At 46.1% G+C, this 18,539-nt stretch carries 19 protein-coding genes; 2 read left to right on the top strand and 17 right to left on the bottom strand.

Going from position 1 to position 18,539, the window contains the following annotated elements; translation table 11 throughout:
- Window positions 1–101: 101 nt before the first annotated feature.
- Window positions 102–731: a TVP38/TMEM64 family protein gene (locus tag PGH26_RS03755; RefSeq protein ID WP_323692689.1), complete on the bottom strand. Its 630-nt coding sequence runs from the start codon at window positions 729–731 to the stop codon at window positions 102–104.
- A gap of 119 nt (window positions 732–850) precedes the next feature.
- On the opposite strand from PGH26_RS03755, the gene PGH26_RS03750 reads away from it, so the two are divergent.
- Together PGH26_RS03750 and PGH26_RS03745 are read left to right on the top strand one after the other, a co-directional pair.
- Window positions 851–1,573, top strand: a complete 723-nt coding sequence (locus tag PGH26_RS03750; protein ID WP_323692688.1) for an AzlC family ABC transporter permease — start codon at window positions 851–853, stop codon at window positions 1,571–1,573.
- The gene (locus PGH26_RS03745; RefSeq protein WP_323692687.1) at window positions 1,573–1,881 is read left to right on the top strand and encodes an AzlD domain-containing protein; all 309 of its coding nucleotides are present in this window, start codon (window positions 1,573–1,575) and stop codon (window positions 1,879–1,881) included. The genes PGH26_RS03750 and PGH26_RS03745 overlap by 1 nt, the downstream gene beginning before the upstream one ends.
- A 94-nt stretch (window positions 1,882–1,975) precedes the next feature.
- Here the strand turns inward: PGH26_RS03745 and PGH26_RS03740 are convergent, their stop codons facing one another.
- The 16 genes from PGH26_RS03740 to fliS all read right to left on the bottom strand — a co-directional run bounded on the left by PGH26_RS03740 (window position 1,976) and on the right by fliS (window position 18,534).
- Window positions 1,976–2,236: a CsbA family protein gene (locus PGH26_RS03740; RefSeq protein WP_323692686.1), complete on the bottom strand. Its 261-nt coding sequence runs from the start codon at window positions 2,234–2,236 to the stop codon at window positions 1,976–1,978.
- A 24-nt stretch (window positions 2,237–2,260) separates the two neighbouring features.
- Entirely contained in the window at window positions 2,261–3,430 is a 1,170-nt protein-coding gene (locus tag PGH26_RS03735) for a PDZ domain-containing protein (protein WP_323692685.1), read from the bottom strand.
- Between the two features lie 107 nt (window positions 3,431–3,537).
- Window positions 3,538–4,977 carry a S41 family peptidase gene (locus PGH26_RS03730; RefSeq protein WP_323693460.1) on the bottom strand — a complete coding sequence of 480 codons (1,440 nt, stop codon included), beginning with the start codon at window positions 4,975–4,977 and terminating at the stop codon, window positions 3,538–3,540.
- Between the two features lie 283 nt (window positions 4,978–5,260).
- Window positions 5,261–5,839, bottom strand: coding sequence for a peroxiredoxin family protein (locus tag PGH26_RS03725; protein ID WP_323692684.1), 579 nt, complete (start codon window positions 5,837–5,839; stop codon window positions 5,261–5,263).
- Window positions 5,836–6,486 (bottom strand): hypothetical protein, encoded by a 651-nt coding sequence (locus PGH26_RS03720; protein ID WP_323692683.1) that lies wholly within the window; start codon window positions 6,484–6,486, stop codon window positions 5,836–5,838. The genes PGH26_RS03725 and PGH26_RS03720 overlap by 4 nt, the downstream gene beginning before the upstream one ends.
- A 186-nt stretch (window positions 6,487–6,672) precedes the next feature.
- Entirely contained in the window at window positions 6,673–8,010 is a 1,338-nt protein-coding gene (locus PGH26_RS03715) for a murein hydrolase activator EnvC family protein (RefSeq protein ID WP_323692682.1), read from the bottom strand.
- Between the two features lie 37 nt (window positions 8,011–8,047).
- Entirely contained in the window at window positions 8,048–8,932 is an 885-nt protein-coding gene (gene ftsX / locus PGH26_RS03710) for a permease-like cell division protein FtsX (RefSeq protein ID WP_323692681.1), read from the bottom strand.
- Complete coding sequence (ftsE, locus tag PGH26_RS03705) at window positions 8,922–9,608, bottom strand: cell division ATP-binding protein FtsE (protein WP_323692680.1); 687 nt, start codon at window positions 9,606–9,608, stop codon at window positions 8,922–8,924. The genes ftsX and ftsE overlap by 11 nt, the downstream gene beginning before the upstream one ends.
- Window positions 9,609–9,871: 263 nt before the next feature.
- Window positions 9,872–10,204, bottom strand: a complete 333-nt coding sequence (gene cccB, locus PGH26_RS03700; RefSeq protein ID WP_431312517.1) for a cytochrome c551 — start codon at window positions 10,202–10,204, stop codon at window positions 9,872–9,874.
- A gap of 374 nt (window positions 10,205–10,578) precedes the next feature.
- Window positions 10,579–11,680, bottom strand: a protein-coding gene (gene prfB / locus PGH26_RS03695) for a peptide chain release factor 2 (protein ID WP_323693458.1) whose coding sequence is annotated in 2 segments (ribosomal slippage) — window positions 10,579–11,607 and window positions 11,609–11,680 — 1,101 coding nt in all. Because the reading frame shifts where the segments join, the coding sequence is not laid out codon by codon here.
- Window positions 11,681–11,719: 39 nt separating this feature from the next.
- The gene (secA, locus tag PGH26_RS03690; protein WP_323692679.1) at window positions 11,720–14,227 is read right to left on the bottom strand and encodes a preprotein translocase subunit SecA; all 2,508 of its coding nucleotides are present in this window, start codon (window positions 14,225–14,227) and stop codon (window positions 11,720–11,722) included.
- A 669-nt stretch (window positions 14,228–14,896) separates the two neighbouring features.
- A complete protein-coding gene (hpf, locus tag PGH26_RS03685) occupies window positions 14,897–15,466 on the bottom strand; it encodes a ribosome hibernation-promoting factor, HPF/YfiA family (protein WP_323692678.1) in 570 nt (189 codons plus the stop codon).
- Window positions 15,467–15,589: 123 nt separating this feature from the next.
- Entirely contained in the window at window positions 15,590–15,952 is a 363-nt protein-coding gene (locus PGH26_RS03680; protein WP_323692677.1) for a PilZ domain-containing protein, read from the bottom strand.
- A gap of 225 nt (window positions 15,953–16,177) precedes the next feature.
- Window positions 16,178–17,650, bottom strand: a complete 1,473-nt coding sequence (locus tag PGH26_RS03675; RefSeq protein ID WP_323692676.1) for a methyl-accepting chemotaxis protein — start codon at window positions 17,648–17,650, stop codon at window positions 16,178–16,180.
- Window positions 17,651–17,779: 129 nt separating this feature from the next.
- On the bottom strand, window positions 17,780–18,133 hold the full coding sequence (fliT, locus tag PGH26_RS03670) for a flagellar protein FliT (protein ID WP_323692675.1): 354 nt from the start codon (window positions 18,131–18,133) through the stop codon (window positions 17,780–17,782).
- Window positions 18,130–18,534 (bottom strand): flagellar export chaperone FliS, encoded by a 405-nt coding sequence (gene fliS, locus PGH26_RS03665; RefSeq protein ID WP_323692674.1) that lies wholly within the window; start codon window positions 18,532–18,534, stop codon window positions 18,130–18,132. Before fliS ends, fliT begins: the two co-directional genes overlap by 4 nt.
- Window positions 18,535–18,539: the final 5 nt, after the last annotated feature.

Here is an 18,539-nt window from a genome sequence, read left to right as displayed (position 1 = left end):
ATAACTTTTATGAGCACCCGCCCCCAATTCCTGAAGCGTGCCACAAGATGTTTAATCCAAATAAAAAAACGCTTCGCCAGGCGAAGCGCACTGCACTGCTATTACTTGTCCTCCCAATGCTTTTTCCCGTCCCATTCCCGCGCGTGCCGCTCGACCTTCTTATTCAAACGCCGCTCAAAATACTTGCCGGCGAACCATAATATCAAAATCACAGCGCCGACAATTGCGGATCGGATCGGCTGGGTCAGCAATGCTTTCAAATCGTAGCCGACGAAACTGATCATGAAAATCATGACAAACTTCCCTGCCATTAAGATCATCAAATAATACGTCTTCCGCATATTCGACAATCCTGCAACCAGATTCACGAGCGCGGATGGCGTAAACGGGAAACAGATGAACAAGAACAGCGGGCCGAATCCATTGCTCTCCACCCACAAAATCAGCTTCTTCACTTTTTTATGGCGTGTCATGAAGTTCAGTAAGCGGCTTTGCCCGTATCTCCGGATAATCAAAAACACCACGTAGGAACCGACCGTCGTTCCGACCCAGGATAGGATGAAGCCTAACCATAATCCGTACGCTGCGGAATTCGCGAAGACGAACACAAATAACGGTAAAAAAGGCAGGAATGACTCGATGAACGGCAGTAAAATGCCGATGAACGGACCGAATGCCTTATATTGCTCTGCGAGTTCGATAACTTTATCCACACTTAACCATTCTTGCATCTCGAGTCACCCCAACCTTAATCTCTCTTTTTATAACCATTTAAAAATTCAGTCTTGTTGTCTTTAGCAGATGTAGTATAATCACTAGTATTGAAAATCATATGAAAGCTGGGATGCAAATGGAACGCAGTGAATTCAACAACGGCCTCCGCGCCGGTCTCAGCATCGCCATCGGGTATTTCCCCGTCGCGCTTACATTCGGCCTGCTTGCAAAGACTACTGGGCTTTCGCTGATCGAAGCGACCGCAATGAGTATTTTCGTCTTTGCTGGCGCAGCCCAATACATATCGCTCAGCCTCATCACAGCTGGCGTCGATCCATTATTAATCGTCATGAATACATTCATCGTAAACATCCGTCACTTTCTAATGACGGCTTCGCTGAATGAAAAGATGCAGCCCGCTCCAAAACCCGTCAAAGCTGCATACGCATTCGGAGTCACGGATGAAACGTTTTCCGTCATTGCAACGAGTAAACAAGACAAAGTGTCAAGTGCTCATGCATTCGGCGTCATCGTGATCGCTTACGGCAGCTGGGTCGTTTTCACCGCTGTAGGACATGTCATCGGCGCGAACCTGCCGTTATTCCTGCAAGCTGCCATGTCCATCGCACTCTATGCGCTCTTCATCGCACTGCTTGTCCCATCTATGAAAGGCAATCGGAAAGTAGTGCTGCTCGCGAGTCTTGCGGCAATCCTGCACTGTTTCTTTTATTATACCGAATTATTATCGACAGGGTGGGCAATTTTGGCATCGACCTTGCTCTCTTCAATCATTATCGAACTCATTTATTCAAAATACGGACGCAGGTCTATCCCTGTCATTGAAAAGGAGGAGAACTGATGGGCCCGACTTATTGGTGGATGCTATTCGGAATGGCGCTTGTGACGTACATTCCGCGCATGATTCCGCTCACGATCCTCGATGGAAAAAAGCTGCCGCCGTTCGTTACGGGAATTTTAAGCAACATCCCTTACGCTGTGCTCGGCGCTCTCATTTTCCCGGCAGTGTTCTATGTACAAGAAGGCAATCTCTTATTCGGGTTAATCGGTGCCGCAACTGCATTTCTCATAGCAGTCTCCGGATTTGGATTAATGACCGTCGTCCTCGGAACGATTGGTGTACTCGCGGTCTACAGTTTGTTCATGTAACCCCTTTGAACCTATCATACCCAAAAATCCCGGTTCTCATACTTATAGAATAGAAGAAATGAAAAAGCCCTGCAGCGTGTGCAAGGCTTTTTCGTTATTCATGAAGATTTTCATTAGACCGCCGATGTGCGCTTGCAACCATTCGATTGGCATACCAGAATCCAACCGTCAGCGACAGCGCATCTGCCACGTACAGCATCCAGTTATGCGTATAACCTGCATAAACAGAGGCGGCGATGAGTGCAATCGTCAAGATTAATCCGACAAGCTGATGAAACGTAACCCGCGTGAAGAACACAACGAGAATTCCAGGAATGAACAACGCCATAACCAATTTTGTCGCTAAACTTTCCACACAGCACCGCCTCCTTTTTATCTATTATCTTACTAATAATAATCCGAGCTGATAATGATCATGCCGGTACAGCACTTGCTGCATAAGACGGACTTCTCCGTTTCGATCCGCCACTTGCAAACGGCAATGGGCGGCATTCACTTGGATCGCGTCATACAATTCTTTATCATTCGCAACTTGCATTCCGTTCACCGCACGAATGACTTCCCCCGGCTGCAATCCGAGTTTTTCAGCAGGTGATCCAGGAAGAACGCCTGCGATCACAACACCCTTCGCACTCGGCGAAGCTGCATAACCGCCGCTCCGTTCCTGAACAGCTGTGACTAATGTCAGAACTGATCGAAGCAGGACACCCATAACCAATGCGCCCCAGCCGATCATAGGTTCATAAAGAGCACCGAACGCGAGTACCGTAACAGCGACGCCCGTCCAAATCACCAACACACCGAATTTCGGGAAGAGCTCATCCGGAAACCGCTTGCGTGCAATTTGGCTAAAGCCAATCAGCACTGGCACTGGCACAAAACTAAACGATTCTGCACCGAGTGTAAACTGCGGCCAGTAAGGCACATATGCAGAAATCATATCTCCAGGCACTAACAGAAGTACCGGAAGCAGCCAAATCTTTTTCACTTTGAAGACAGCTGCACGAAGGCCTCTGCTCGTCTTCTCTAAATGGGGGGATGCGTATTTCACAGTAGACTTTCGAATCAGCATTCCTTCTGCAATTAACAAAAGTCCAGCAATGACAGGAATCGTTACCGCCAGCTGGTCAAGCAGATCCACGTCTTGCAGCGACCATCCGTGAACCGAAAACGATCCGCCGAATTTCTGCCACGCAGCCAATCCAAAAAACGCAATCGCCGCTGTATAAATCGGTGATCCCCACTGGTAATAAAAACTGATGAGTACAATGATCATCACAATCGAAAATAAGACAATCCATCCTGCATCCGCCACGAATCCGATCCCGCTTAACAGGACTGATAATAGGAGGGCATGCACCCATGAATCTGCAACGAGCCGTCTCAATTCCGTGAGCCCCGGCAGCTTCCGAATGTTGAAGTCTTTCCGTTCCCGCTTCACCCTCATGTACCCGAGCGCAACCGCAACGAGGAGAATCAGCCAGAATAGTGGATTCAGGAAAAAGACTGCTGCTGCTTGTAAAATGTCAAACAACCAATTCTCAGACACGTTCTATCACACTCCATTCCAATCCCGCTGTTTCCTTCTATTGTAACAAAGATTGGAATGGAATGGATAGTCGTGACAGACTGTTATTTATGCGTAGGGCAAATCGATCACTTTCCAGATAATTCGTGATGCAAATATCCGAGCGCCATCGCGAGCTGTTTATCATTCTCTTGATCGTTCCGATACTTTTCTGCGCTCGCTTTCAGCGTCTGGAAGAACTTGCTGTCCATATCTCCAGATGCATCCACTTTTTCATGCTCCATGAAATTAGCAATGGCTTCACCCGTTGCTTCATCAAAGAACCCATCCACCCGTCCCGGATCATATCCGAGTGCTTTCAATATCCGCTGGGCATAGGCGACATCTTCATGGAATTGCTGTTCTTTATACGTTTCTGCAATGACTCTCAAATGCTCAGAGAACAAGCTATTCTGCTTCACTTCAAGGTCCGTCGCAATTCCTTCTGTGTGAATCCAGCGCTCTTTGGGTGTCAGCCATTTATGGGTCGACAGTTTCACTTCACCGCCGTTTGACAGTTTCATCGTCTCCTGGACCGTTCCTTTGCCGAAACTCGTTGTTCCGACTATGAAGCCGCGGCCGAGATCCTGAAGGGCGCCGCTCAATACTTCACTTGCAGAAGCGCTGCCTTTGTCTTGCAATAAAACCACTGGAATGACTTGCAATTTCGGATTAAACTTCAGCTCTTTTGGCTGCTCTGTCACAAGGGGCGTCAGCTGCCCTTTTACGTCCTCCATATAGGCGAATACCGTGTCTTCCGGAAGCATACTCCCTGCGATATTTCCAACCGCATGCAAGTAGCCCCCTGGATTTCCGCGGACGTCAATCAGCAAGGCTTCCGCACCGTCCTTTACGAGCATCTCAGTCGCTGCCTGCCACTCTTTTGCACTGTCTTCACCAAACATTGTCAACCCTATGTAGCCGATTTTCTTGCCTCGCTCTTCTAATATTTCAGAAGACACCGTGTGAACAGGAATGACATCGCGTTCAATTGTCATTTCCACGTGTTTCCCAGATTCCGGACGATAGACAACCAGTTTCACAGACGTCCCTTGCTTGCCGCGGATTTGTTTGACGACTTCTTTCAGCGTCAATCCATCCAATCGCTCTCCGTCAATTTGCACGAGCTCGTCATACGGAAGCAATCCTGCTTTTTCTGAAGGTGATCCTTTGACAGGAGACACAATAATGAATTTGCCATTCGTGCGCGTGATTTCTGCACCGATCCCGACACGTTCCCCCGCGAGTGATTCCTTGTGGGAGGCCGCTTCTTCTTTCGTTAAGTACGTGGAATACGGATCCCCGATTACGTCCGCCATTCCGCGTAACGCGCCTTCAATCAAGTCGTTGTCTTTCAGCTGATACACGGCGTTTCCGGTAATGACTTCGTACGCTTCGTCGATGACTCCAAATTTCCCACTTGAGTCGTGGGTCGCCTCCTCACTTTTCCCACAGCCGTCCAACACCATTACGAGACAAACCGCAACTGCGGCTAAAATACCAAACGCAAAAATCCGGCTCCTGCGCATCGTCACCATCCCCTCCTCTTTCCACTATATGAAAGAAGGGAGTAGGTTACGACAAGCTGGAACCGGTATTTGAAATTAGATCTAACGGGGTTGATTTACACTGCAGACGGACGCTTTCCGCGGGCTCGATCTCAGCCTCCTCGGCGCTTCGCTTCTGCGGGGTCTTCGATCTTCGCTGATTCCGCAGGAGTCGCCGTCTTCCGTTTCAATCAACGAGTACGGTTGGAAATATTATCTTCATTGAATAAAAGATAGTAAAGAAAAAGAGTTAGTTCAAAACCGTTTATTTAACATCCTTCACTAGCTGTTCCATCATTGCTTCGTCCATAGGACCGACGATTTGGTTGTCGATGGTGCCGTCGGTTCCGAGGATGTAGGTGGTGGGAATGGAGAAGACTTTGTAGTCTGTCATGCCAAGTTCTTCTGTGTCGAGAAGGATCGGGAATGTTAGCTTATACGCATCTACGAATTCTTCGACGGCTTTCTGTCCGCGATTTTCTGCAGAGGTCAGGTTGACGGAAACGAGTTCCACGTTGTCTTCCGGTTTTAATTTCTTATAGAAGTTTTCCATATGCGGCATTTCTGCTTTACATGGCGGGCACCAGGTTGCCCAGAAGTTCAAAATGACTTTCTTACCTTTCAAGTCTGAAAGACGGACTTTTTCTCCCGTCAGCGTTTCAAGCTCAAAGTCTGGCGGTGTGTCGCCCTGATCCAGTCCTGATCCCGCAGTATTTTTAGACATGGCTTCAGTAGAAGCTGTGTCAATGACTTCGGGTTTATCCAAATTCGATTTCACCATCATCACGATCATCGTACCGATCAAGAGAATTGCGATTGCGTACCCAATCCACTTTTTATTCATTGTATCCCTCCATCTGTTTCCTTACGTTGTGTGAAGCGCCAAGTAACTAGTACTGCTAAGATGCATGCAAGCACTGTTGCTGTGAATGGAATGCCTGTAAATCCGACGGGCTGCAAGGCTCCAATGAATGCGTGGGCAGCTACAAATAATCCTGCTCCGTAGACAATAGGTATACGTTCATTTTGTGCATGAACAAATGAAAGCACTGCCAGCATCCCAAATACGACAATTGTGATTCCTTCAATTAAGAACGCACTCTCATTCAACAGAGCCATCATCACTTGATAGCCTGCTTGGGCAGTTACGATTCCAAGCAAAAGACCTTGGCTCATCATTGGCGGCTTAGGTTTCCGAGATAAGAGAATAACCACCGCAGCGACAACCAGCCCAGCTAGAAATCCAAACGTACCTCCATTGAAATAGAGAATAGCCAGTGGAGCACGACGTACCGTTTCAAAGTCCGTTACAATTACGGACAGCTTCCATACAATAATAGTGGTAAACAGCGCGTCGATAAAAAGATCTGCGACGGGTTTACCGAATTTCATTTTAACAGCAAGCCATGCCAGGATAAATCCGATGACCGCTGCAATCCAAGATGAAGGCACCGTGACCTTCCATAGTAAAAAATAGTCTGTGACAGGCATTGAAATCTCCTTTAGTCCAGTATACCTCTCATGGTATCGTAAAATGCCAGTCAACTCCACAAAATGCCCTTATAGTTCCTAAAGAAAAAGGCCCGCATGGCTGCGGGCCTTTTGTGTAATCGGTGCTCCCTGGTGCCAAGATGTTTGTTACAGGGAAAAACCGGCAATAGATATATAAGTCGTTACTTAGAATGATACATAACGTAATGGATTCACAGCACTTGGTCCAGAGGCAGAGAAGTTGCCTACGTGAATTTCAAAGTGCAAGTGAGGCCCTGTTGAATTTCCTGTATTTCCCGATTTACCGATGAATTGACCTTTTCCTACGTGCTGTCCTGTGCTCACACCGATATTCGATAAGTGTGCGTAAACAGACGTAAAGATTTGTCCGTCAATTGAATGGGTAACCATGATCGCGTTACCGAATCCGCCCATCGGTCCTGCATGGGATACAACGCCTTCAGCTGCAGAAACGACTGTAGTCCCGACTGGAACTCCGATATCTTGTCCGCGGTGCTGTTTCTGTGTATGGAAGATCGGGTGCATTCTCCATCCAAATGATGATGTAAGCGGTCCTCTTGCCGGACTGGTCCATGTACCGCTCGCAACAGGCGGTGCAGCTGTTTCATGACTGCTCGATGAGGACGAACTTGATGAATTACTGGCTGCTTGTTGAGCGCGGCGTTTAGCAGCTGCTTCCGCATCACGTTTACGCTGCAATTCTGCTTGACGTGCAACTTCTGCCAAACGATCCTGCTCTGCACTAATCTTGTTCACAAGGTCTGCAGAAAGTTCATGAGTTTCATCGAATTCGCTTTCCAAGTCCGCTTTTTCAGTAGAAAGTTTGGCTTGTTCAGCTTCTAGTTGATCGACCAGCTTGTCCTTCTCAACTTTTTGCGCTTCGAATTTTTTCTTCAAGTCTGTCAGTTTGTTTTTGCGTTCTTCTTGCTGAGCAAGTTTGGTTTCTACCATTTCCTTCTCTTTTTCCAGCTGATTCATGTCGTCTTCTTGCTGCTGCATGATTTTACGGTCAGCATCCATCAATGTGGAAACTGCAGAGAATCGGTCAATGAAATCTGAAAAACTGTTCGCGCCAAGAAGCACGTCCAGGTAGCTGACGTCTCCGCCCTTCACCTGCATCGTACGAACACGTTCTCTTAAAACTTCATCCCGTTCTTTAATCCGCTTTTCTAATGTTTTAATAGAAGCTTGAAGTTCCGTGATTTCAGTAGTTGTCTGACTGATTTTTTCCTTAACGTCGCGGATCTTTTCGTTATTCGCTTCGATTTCACCATTCAACTTCGTAATTTGTTCCATAATGGATTGTTTCTTAGTTTGCTTTTTATTAATCTCGTTGGATTTGTTTTGAATTCCCTTGTTCAACTCATTTTGCTTTTGTTGCAGCACCTTTTGTTCATCTTGCATATCTTTCAACGAGCTTGCAGATGCTGCTGTTCCAGATAATGTTGTCGAAAGCAGCAACACACCCATTGCAGATAGCAAGATTCCCTTATTCTTTCTCACAGTCCCAGTTCCCCTTTCAATAATACAAATCGGCTAGTTAGACTTTCAAGAATTTGCGTACGGACATCATACTGCCCCATACGCCGATGAACACACCCATGAACAGCAGCAGACCATCTACCTGGATAATGAACGGTACAGGATGGAGCAATTGGAACATTTCATTCACCAATTTAGGCTGCCAGTATGCATAAATTTGCTGGTAGGCAATGGCGATAGCAGCCATTGGAAGAATCGATCCGAGGATCCCCAGCCAAGCACCTTCTAAAATAAACGGAATTCGGACAAAGTTATTTGTCGCTCCGACTAGTTTCATAATTTCAATCTCTCGACCACGTGCAATGATCGTCAAACGAATTGTATTGGAGATGAGGAACATTGCCGTAAACAGCAGCGCTACGATTAAAATCAATCCGACATTCCGGCTGATTTTTACGACGTTGAACAATTTCTCGACTTTTCCTGCTCCATAGACAACATCAGCTGTGTACTCGTATGTATCGATCTTTTTTGCAATTGCAGCCGTATCGTGAGGATCCGCCGCTTTTACATATAGCGCGTTTCCTAGTGGATTACTTTGTTTATAGAGTGAGAGTTCTTTACCGTAGGATTTAATGATTTTGTCCAGTTCGTCTTCTCTCGACGCAAATTCAACACTTGCGACTCCATCAATCTTCTGAACTTTGTCTTGTAACTCTTTCACGGCCGCATCACTTGCTGCAGCGTCCGCAACCACTTTAATTTCTACGTCGTTCTCGATATTATCCGCCATCTTGTTCAAGTTCATCATCATAACAATGAAACTGCCCACAAGCAGAAGCGTTACCGCAACGGCGCTGATGGAGGCGAACGTCATCCAGCCATTTCGTCCGAGGCTCTTAAAACTCTCCCGGAAGTGACGGCCAAGCGTTCTACCCTTCATAGCTGTATTCCCCTTCGTATTCATCTCTTGTGATCATTCCGCCTTCTACTAATAAAACGCGATGACGGATTTTGTTCACAATATCTTTGTTGTGTGTCGCCATCACAATGGTCGTCCCACGGTTGTTGATTTTTTCGAAGATGTTCATGATGCCTAACGACGTATCCGGATCGAGGTTTCCTGTCGGTTCGTCTGCAATCACCATTTTAGGCTCATTGACAATCGAACGCGCAATCGACACTCGCTGCTGTTCTCCGCCTGATAACTCGTTAGGAAACATTCTCGCTTTTTGGGACAATCCGACAAGCGCTAAAACATCAGTTACTTTTTTACGAATATCAGCGGGTGCTTCTTCAATCACTTCTAGCGCAAATGCCACATTCTCATAAACATTCAATCTTGGAAGCAATTTAAAGTCTTGGAAAACGACACCAATCTGTCTTCGCAAGTAGGGTATTTCCTTGTTTTTCAACGTACTCAGGTCTGTTCCGTCGATGAAGATCTGTCCGCTGGTTGGAGCTTCCTCGCGATACATCATTTTGATGAATGTCGATTTACCTGCACCACTCGGCCCCACGACGTAAACAAACTCACCGCGGTCAATGTCGATATTTATACCATTCGCGGCAACGACACCGTTCGAATACTTTTTGTACACATTCTTCATTTTAATCATTTTTTGTAACCACCTGATCGAAAACTTTTCTTCAGCTTTTTAAGTATAACAGATATAAACCTACACTGTATTACAGGAATATTTCATTTCCTCCAAAACGTTCACCGCGTTTCAACAATCCTGTAATGTTCAATCCTATTTTTTACAGTTTAAGAGCGAGTTGCTGTCGAAATTCAGCTCATTTTAACTGCACAAAAAAACAGAGACTGCCGTAGCGTCTCTGTTCGTTGTGTTACAAATTAATCAGCATTTTTTAAAACAGCTTATTTCTTTTCAGAAAGCCATTTTGCAACAGCGTCAAGCTCTTCGCCTTTAATAAGACCAGCTGGCATTCCGCCGGATTTACCGTTTTCGATGATGTCGTGGATTTCGTCTTCAGACAGCTCTCCGCCGATGTTAGCAAGAGCAGGACCTGCTCCGCCTTCCAAGTTGCCGCCGTGACAAGATGCACAGTTCGCTTGGAATACTTTTTCAGCGTCTACATTTCCAGATGCTGAATCTTTGTCTCCAGCTTTGTCATCTCCGCCGCCGCCACAAGCACCAAGTACAAGTGCAGCGCCAAAGATCGTCGCTAAGAATTTGTTTTTCATTTTCATGAATGTGTCCTCCTTCGAATAAATGAATTACGTGCTTCCTTAGTATAGCAAAAAATGGCCTAGTTCGCTTTAAACGCGTGACAGAGTCATGACAAATACCCAACATGGAGCGAACTCCTTCTATTTAGTATTCTCTATTTCCCGAAAATCAAACCTGTTTTGACAAAACTTCAGCAAATAATCGGGCTGAAATTTACGACTGTCACGTATAACTGCTCTCTGTCTTAATTAGGCAAAGAATACACGCTCGCCGCCAGTACATGACAATTCTGTGTAAGTGAATCGAATTTTCAATTGAATCATAGTAAAAAACGAGGCTGCCTTCGATTGTCATTTTCATGACGTTCGAGGACAGCCTCGCTGTTTTTGCTGTATTAAGAAATACGTGAACGCAAGAATGCGTTGATGAACGGATCAATTTCGCCGTCCATCACAGAACCTACGTTACCTGTCTCTTCATTGGTACGGTGATCTTTGACCATTGAGTACGGGTGGAAGACGTAAGAACGGATCTGACTTCCCCAGCCGATTTCTTTTTGGTCGCCGCGAATTTCGAGAAGGCGCGCTTCTTCTTCTTCGACACGGATTTGATAAATTTTTGCTTTCAACAAGTTGATCGCACGTTCACGGTTTTTAATCTGTGAACGCTCTGTTTGACACGTTACGATTGCACCTGTTGGAAGGTGGGTCATGCGGACAGCTGAATCTGTCGTGTTAACGTGCTGTCCACCCGCACCGCTCGAACGGTACGTATCAATTTTAACGTCTTCCATCTTCAAATCGATGTCTACGTCACCTGAGAATTCAGGCATCACTTCAACAGAAGAGAATGACGTGTGTCGACGGCCTGATGAGTCAAACGGTGAAATCCGAACAAGACGGTGAACGCCTTTTTCAGCTTTCAAGTAACCATACGCATTGTGACCTTTGATGGAAAGCGTTACAGATTTCACACCAGCTTCGTCGCCTGCCTGATAGTCCAGTGTTTCCACTTTGTATCCGTGCTGCTCAGCCCAGCGTGTATACATCCGTAAAATCATCGATGCCCAGTCTTGAGACTCCGTACCGCCAGCGCCTGAGTGAATTTCAAGAACAGCACTGCTGCTGTCATATTCTTCACTTAGAAGCATCTGCAGATCGAAGTCTTCCATACGCTTCAAGAATGCTTTCAATTCGCTCACGAGTTCTTCCTGGAGCTCTTCATCCGGCTCTTCTTTCAACAGTTCGACTGTCATTTCCAGATTTTCTTGTTCGTCGTTCATCGCATGGAACTCACCGACGCTGTCTTTGAGTGCGTTCGATTCAGAAATGACGACTTGCGCTGCATCTTGGTTATCCCAAAACGTCGGGTCCATCATCATTTCATCGAGTTCCTGCATACGTGCCTCTTTGTTTTCTAAGTCAAAGAGACCCCCTAAAGTCCACTAATTTCTTAGCTGTTTTGTCGAGCTCGTTGCGTACATCTGATAATTCCATCATAGTTTGTTCCTCCAAAAATTCAGGTTCACGGCCAGATTACTCTTGACCATGACAGTTCTTATATTTCTTCCCGCTGCCGCAAGGGCATGGGTCGTTGCGTCCGATATTAACTGAACGGCGTACCGGTTTCTTCACTTGTTTCTCGCCATCTTCTTTCGGATTCACCGCTTGGCCTTTTGCCACTTCTTCACGCTCCAGGTTGTTGCGGATTTCCGCCTTCATGACGTACTTCGATGCATCTGCTTCAATGGCGTTCACCATTTCTTCAAACATCGCGAATCCTTCTGCTTGATACTCGCGAAGCGGATCATTTTGTCCGTATGCACGCAAGTGAATTCCGTGACGCAGCTGATCCATCGCATCGATATGATCCATCCATTTTGTATCGATGGCACGAAGCAGGACAACTTTCTCAAACTCGCGCATTTTTTCTTCGGACATTTCCTCTTCTTTTTCATCATAACGCTTCAACACTTCTGTTTTGATGAAATCCGTAAGTTCCTGTGCCGATTTACCTTCTAAATCTGAAACCGTCAGCTGGTCTTCAGGCAAGAAGTTCGCGCCTAAATAGTCGACAAGAGCTTTTAATGCCCAGTCTTCTTGTTTTTCTTCTGTTGTATGAATCGCTACCGCATTTTCAATCACGCGTTCAATCATCGCTTCCAGAACTGGACGTACATTGTCTGATTCGAGTACGTCATTACGCTCTTTATAAATGATTTCACGCTGCTGGCGCAACACATCATCATATTGAAGCAATCGTTTACGAGAATCGAAGTTATTCCCCTCCACGCGTTTCTGAGCAGATTCGACGGAGCGCGAGACCATTTTCGACTGGATTGGTGTTTCATCATCCATACCGAGTTTCGTCATCATGCCTTTCATTTGCTCCGAACCGAAACGGCGCATCAATTCATCTTCTAAAGACAGATAGAACTGTGTAATACCCGCGTCCCCTTGACGACCAGAACGTCCGCGCAGCTGATTATCAATACGGCGAGATTCATGGCGCTCGGTACCGACAACTGCAAGGCCGCCGACTTCTTGTACGCCTTCTCCAAGCTTGATATCCGTACCGCGACCAGCCATGTTTGTTGCGATGGTAACCGCACCCGGCTGACCTGCCTGCTCGATAATTTCGGCTTCACGACCGTGGTTTTTCGCGTTTAACACGTTATGAGGCACGCCGTACTTCTTCAAGAAGTTCGAAATGATCTCAGACGTTTCAATCGCAACCGTACCGACAAGAACCGGCTGGCCTTTTTTATGCCGCTCTTTAATATCATCCGCAACCGCTTTGTACTTCCCTTCCGTTGAAGAGAAGATTAAATCTGGACGGTCATCACGGGAAATCGGACGGTTGGTCGGAATCGCTACAACGTTCATGTTGTAAATGTTGCGGAATTCCTCTTCTTCCGTCTTCGCAGTACCCGTCATACCAGACAACTTGTCATACATCCGGAAATAGTTCTGGAATGTAATCGTTGCAAGCGTCATCGATTCGTTTTGGACTTCAAGTCCTTCTTTTGCCTCGATCGCTTGGTGAAGTCCATCGCTGTAACGGCGGCCTTTCATCAGACGGCCTGTGAATGAATCGACAATGACAACTTCGCCTTCTTGTACGACATAGTCTACGTCAACATGCATACTTACATGCGCTTTTAATGACTGATTAATCGTGTGGTTGAGTGTCACATGCTCCAAGTCGAATAAGTTATCGATTCCAAATGCCTGCTCCGCTTTCTCAATCCCCGCTTCGGTCATCGTTACGCCTTTAGTCGTTTCATCATACGCAAAGTCCTCTTCTTTTTTCAAAGTCATCACGAAACGGTTCGCCAAACGGTACAATTCTGCTGATTTAGCAGCCTGCCCTGAAATAATAAGCGGAGTTCGCGCCTCGTCAATTAAGATGGAGTCAACTTCGTCAATGACTGCATAATGAAGCGGACGCTGTACTTTGTGCTCACTGTACAGCACCATGTTGTCGCGCAAATAGTCAAAGCCAAGCTCATTGTTCGTCGTATACGTCACGTCTGCAAGATACGCATCACGCTTTTCATCTTTACTCAAACTGTTCAAGTTCAAGCCGACCGTCAGTCCAAGGAACTCATACAGCTTTCCCATTTCCTGAGCATCACGTGAAGCCAAGTATTCGTTGACCGTGACAACGTGTGCACCTTTGCCATCTAGAGCATTCAAATACACCGCAAGCGTTGACGTCAACGTCTTACCTTCACCGGTTTTCATCTCCGCAATGTTTCCCTCGTGAAGAGCCGCAGCCCCCACGATTTGAACACGGAATGGATACAAGCCGAGAACACGGCGCGCTGCTTCACGCACAACCGCAAATGCTTCCGGCTGAATGTCGTCAAGACTCTCTCCATTGTTCACGCGCTGCTGGAATTCTGCCGTTTTCGCAGTTAAATCAGTATCCGAAAGCTGCTCCATTTGAGTAGCAAAGGCTTCAGTCTGATCAGCAATCTTTTCTAGTCGTTTCAAATCACGTTTATTCGGATCAAACATTTTATTCAATACGCTTAGCATAATTTGGTCACATCCTCACAAAGTTCACCCTTCATTTTAACATTGTGAATGGGCAGGCGCAAATGCAATGCAACGAAATTTCCGACTTTTGTACTGGGGGTGGAGGTTGGGGTGGGTGGCTTGAGCGGATTGGGTGTGTGCTTGAGCTTTTTTGGGGTCGGCTTGAGTGTGTTTTGGTGGTGCTTGATCAGTTTTATCTTTGCTTGAGCGGATCCGCTTGTTGCTTGATCACCTATGATGCGTGGGGACACCTTTTACAACAAGCTGCGGTAGAGAGAACCCTTTTCCCACCCTACCTCATCCCTAAATGCGCAGCGAAGCGGAGCCCACCAATTAATCTTGGTTTTAACCGGGGAAAGATGGATTTGTCGCGAGTTGGGATAGAATTGGAATAGGAATAATGCCGCGGGAGTAAAAGTAGTACCGGATTGCTCGATCACCTCCACCTCTCTCAATCAAGAAAGCATGTGAATCGAGCGCTTAAACAGGCGAATGGAGCGGATAGCCTAGCAAAAGGAGCGCTTAGCCAGGTGAATCGAGCGGTTACCCGACTCAATGGATCGCTTACCCAGCTGAATGGAGCGCTTCCCCTCGCTAATAGAGCGTTCAACCACAAACTAAATTTCCCCAACAAAAAAACCGCCCAAAGTAACAGGCGGTTTCCAAACATTAATTAGCTTCAGTTTCAATCAAGCCGTACTTGCCATCACGGCGTTTGTAGACGATGTTTGTGGCATCAGACTCACCATCAGTGAAGATGAAGAAATCGTGACCCAGCATGTTCATTTGAAGAATTGCTTCTTCCTGGTCCATCGGCTTCAAATCGAGCTGTTTTGTACGCACTACGTTGAACTCATTTTCGTCATCGGCATACTCTTGCTCATTCGAATCGTTTTCCATTGTTGCCTGTAAGAATGCGCCAACGCCTTCGCGCTCACGGAACTTGCGGTTCACGCGTGTTTTATATTTACGGATTTGACGCTCAAGCTTATCGACAATCAAGTCAATGGCTGCGTATAAATCGTTATGACGTTCTTCTGCTCGGAGTGTCAAATTTTTCATTGGAATTGTAATTTCAACTTTAGTTTGCTTATCGCTGTATACTTTCAAGTTCACATGAGCTGTTGCTTTCAAAGACTCAGTGAAGTACCTTTCCAGTTTACTGACTTTCTTTTCGACGTGCTCCCGGATTGCTGGAGTAACCTCGATGTTTTCGCCACGAATGTTGAAGTCTAACATATAAACTCCTCCTTTAATTTGACCCTATCTCTATCTTCTCCATTGCCCAACTAAAACCCTTCTTTTTTAAGTGAAAATTAAAAAGAACTTTGTCGGATACTGCCGAAGCGCTTTTCCAGCTGCTTACCGCTCAGCTTGTCTGCGCAGCTTTAGATCATTGACGATGGTTTCAGCTACGGATTCGTTCTCATCAAAATCTATGCCGTATATCCAGCGTGCCCCGACCGCTTCTTTCCAGACAATGACACCGTCTGTCTCAATTGGCTGCTGGTATAAGCGGAAGCGCAGTTTGAGAGCCACTTCGTCTCGATTTACTGGAATATCAAAAGACGTTTCCATTCGGGTTCCGCCTGGACTGATATCCAGCAACTTGGAGTCACCTGTTCCGGTTCCGGGACGGTCACTGTTTTTAAGGTAAATACTGAATGCTGCAGGGATTGGTTCATCAAAGGAATATCTGAAAGCTTCATCACGTTTATAGTGCATATACTCACACTCCATCCACTTCTCTAGTCCCTTCAGTATACCAAATAGTTACCAGCTTCGCGCCCATTATTTTACCGGAATCCTAATTTAGCGCTCCGTCTTCTACTATTACCGAACCGACGCATTACCAAACCTGATTTCAAGAATGTCGGCGTCGTTTACACTATGTTGCTGACCTTCTGCTCATGTATAAAAACCGTCCATCATCTGCAGAACGGTAACCGATTATCCTCGGAGGCTAAGAGCTTCGTTATGCGTTTCTTGCAAATACGCGTCGATTTCACTTTGTTCGTCGACAAGATGCGTCAAGGTCGCATCCAGCTCTTCAATCGCAGCGGTGCTTTCTTCTATAACGGACGCAAATTCCATCGTACGGCCGCGAACATTATCCGTGTTCACCGTGATTTCTCTGAACGCTTCGATGAATGACTTCATTTCTTTCTGCAAGTCACGCATTTCTCCGTGCAATGCAGTGAACGTCGTGTTGGATGAATCCGCGACTTCCGTCTGCTCAGAAATTTGTTGTTGACCTGCCGATAACTTCGTCACTGCCAGCTCGTTGAATGTATTCACTTCAGATAAATTCGTATCGATTTTCGATAACGTCTCATCCGTCATACCCGCGAGCTTACGGATTTCATCCGCAACAACCGCGAATCCTTTTCCGTGCTCCCCTGCCCTGGCGGCTTCAATGGAAGCATTCAACGCAAGCAAATTCGTCTGGTCGGTAATTTCTTTAATGGAACCCGCAAACGCATTAGTTTCTGCAATTTTCTCAGAAAGCACTAAGAACGTACGATTCAGTTCTTCAAAGAAGTCAGCGAATGCATCAATTCCGTTTTTCAGCCCAGCAATTCGCGAACTTCCTTCACCTGCGAGTTCTCCCGCGTCATTAGCTTTTTGCACAAGCACTGAAAGTCCAGTTGAAATCTTTTCAATTGATTCATGCGTCTTTTCAGAGCGTTCCGCAATATCCGATATGTGATCCGCCTGGTGCTGGCTGGCCCCGCTCACTTCTTGAATTGCTGTCAGCATTTCACGCTGTGAAGCGAGGGATGTCCCGGAAGCACCACGAAGCTTGCTTAAATTCTCCGTAATCTTATCCACAGTTTGGTTCAACTTCGCAGCCAGTTCCTCTTCTTCTTTCATTTGAGCAGCAGTCAACGCCGTGAACCGTTCAAGCTCTGTAAAGTTCTTGGAATTTTGACGGACGACCAGTATGAGAATCACACCGCATAAGTAATGGACCAGCACTAGATTCAATCCACTTCCCGCGATAAGCTCAGGAGCGGTAAACAGCATGTTATTTAAAATCAATGCACCCAAACTGAGTACATAGGCAACGCCCATGATGAGCATCCGACCATGGATAGCACCCAGGACAAGCAGGAAAAAGATGATCCCGACAGAAGCTAAATTTGCGCCAACCAATAAAATAATACTTAACAGCACAGAGAAGGTGGATAGTAACAATATGTATGGCAGGCTTTGTGTGAGCCAAGGCTGTTTCGTCATTCGAAACGCGATATAAAAAGCAGTGCCGATTGCAAACGGAATGGCAATCGATAGGATCGTCTGCATATTGGATCCCAAGAGAATCTGCGCAAGCAAGCCGAGGCCGCCGCCAGTCGCAAAGCCGATATACAGAAGATGGTTTTTCCGTATCCAGTCTGCTAGTTTAAGTTGTTCAATCGTCATCCAATCACTCCTAGATTCTTCTTTAAATTAATACTTTCATACCCGTATACTATTCATTGGAATTAGGCATAAAGGTCCACTCTAACGCGTCAATAAAACCCGATGAATGCAACATTCACCGGGTACTGCTTATTGTTTCGTATCATAGAACGTACCGTCACGGGCAACTTTGCTGTATGGATTGACATAACTCCGAACGCTGTCCTTTTTCGTCTGGGACGTTGAGAGATCTTTTCGAATTGCATTCAGATAGCTTTCCAATCTCACAGCGACTTTCAGCTCTTGAGCAACGAGCTCTTTCCCGTATACTTCTTCTTCTGATGAAAAAGGAGGTTGGATGTAAGGCTGCAGTTTCTCTCGCTCATCTAGTATCGCTTCAATAGAAGCAATCATGATATCACGCTGATCCTCATTGTTTGAAATCGAAAGTGTCAGCATCCGCTCCGTAGCGTCTTTCCACTGAACAAGCTCCGGTCGAATCATATTTCACTCACATTGCCGTATTGCTTCTGACGATTCAATTGAATGACTTGTTTCCATGTATCTCGGAACTCGGTCATGATTCCCGCAGCTTCGTCAAATAACGCACTGTCATTCTTAATATTGCCATCTATGAGTCGGCTGTTCGCGAATTCATATAAGACAAGCATGTCTTTCGCAGCTGGGAATGCAGTAACATCTAAGGTTATCATCAGTTCCGAGATAATCGCCTGTGCTTTTTGCACGGCAACATTCTTGTCTTCAAGGTTGTTCACTTCTACAGCTCGTTTTGCTTGTTGAATAAACTTTAAACATCCGTTATAAAGCATTAATGTAAGTTCCCCAGGCGTCGACGTAGTAACCGAGTTATTTTGATACGTAGCGTACGGATTATGCATGACCATTTACA

It is taken from the genome of Sporosarcina jeotgali, assembly GCF_033304595.1.
GTDB classification, from domain to species: domain Bacteria; phylum Bacillota; class Bacilli; order Bacillales_A; family Planococcaceae; genus Sporosarcina; species Sporosarcina jeotgali.
This window is presented reverse-complemented; position numbering and strand designations above follow the sequence as displayed.

Coding starts and splice junctions, on each gene's coding strand:
- cccB (WP_431312517.1), bottom strand. CDS start 10,204: ATGAAAATGAAAAACAAATTCTTAGCGACGATCTTTGGCGCTGCACTT.
- hpf (WP_323692678.1), bottom strand. CDS start 15,466: ATGTTAGACTTCAACATTCGTGGCGAAAACATCGAGGTTACTCCAGCA.
- PGH26_RS03745 (WP_323692687.1), top strand. CDS start 1,573: ATGGGCCCGACTTATTGGTGGATGCTATTCGGAATGGCGCTTGTGACG.
- PGH26_RS03755 (WP_323692689.1), bottom strand. CDS start 731: ATGCAAGAATGGTTAAGTGTGGATAAAGTTATCGAACTCGCAGAGCAA.
- ftsX (WP_323692681.1), bottom strand. CDS start 8,932: ATGAAGGGTAGAACGCTTGGCCGTCACTTCCGGGAGAGTTTTAAGAGC.
- PGH26_RS03680 (WP_323692677.1), bottom strand. CDS start 15,952: ATGCACTATAAACGTGATGAAGCTTTCAGATATTCCTTTGATGAACCA.
- fliT (WP_323692675.1), bottom strand. CDS start 18,133: ATGATTCGACCGGAGCTTGTTCAGTGGAAAGACGCTACGGAGCGGATG.
- PGH26_RS03725 (WP_323692684.1), bottom strand. CDS start 5,839: ATGAATAAAAAGTGGATTGGGTACGCAATCGCAATTCTCTTGATCGGT.
- secA (WP_323692679.1), bottom strand. CDS start 14,227: ATGCTAAGCGTATTGAATAAAATGTTTGATCCGAATAAACGTGATTTG.
- fliS (WP_323692674.1), bottom strand. CDS start 18,534: ATGGTCATGCATAATCCGTACGCTACGTATCAAAATAACTCGGTTACT.
- PGH26_RS03675 (WP_323692676.1), bottom strand. CDS start 17,650: ATGACGATTGAACAACTTAAACTAGCAGACTGGATACGGAAAAACCAT.
- PGH26_RS03730 (WP_323693460.1), bottom strand. CDS start 4,977: ATGCGCAGGAGCCGGATTTTTGCGTTTGGTATTTTAGCCGCAGTTGCG.
- PGH26_RS03750 (WP_323692688.1), top strand. CDS start 851: ATGGAACGCAGTGAATTCAACAACGGCCTCCGCGCCGGTCTCAGCATC.
- PGH26_RS03720 (WP_323692683.1), bottom strand. CDS start 6,486: ATGCCTGTCACAGACTATTTTTTACTATGGAAGGTCACGGTGCCTTCA.
- ftsE (WP_323692680.1), bottom strand. CDS start 9,608: ATGATTAAAATGAAGAATGTGTACAAAAAGTATTCGAACGGTGTCGTT.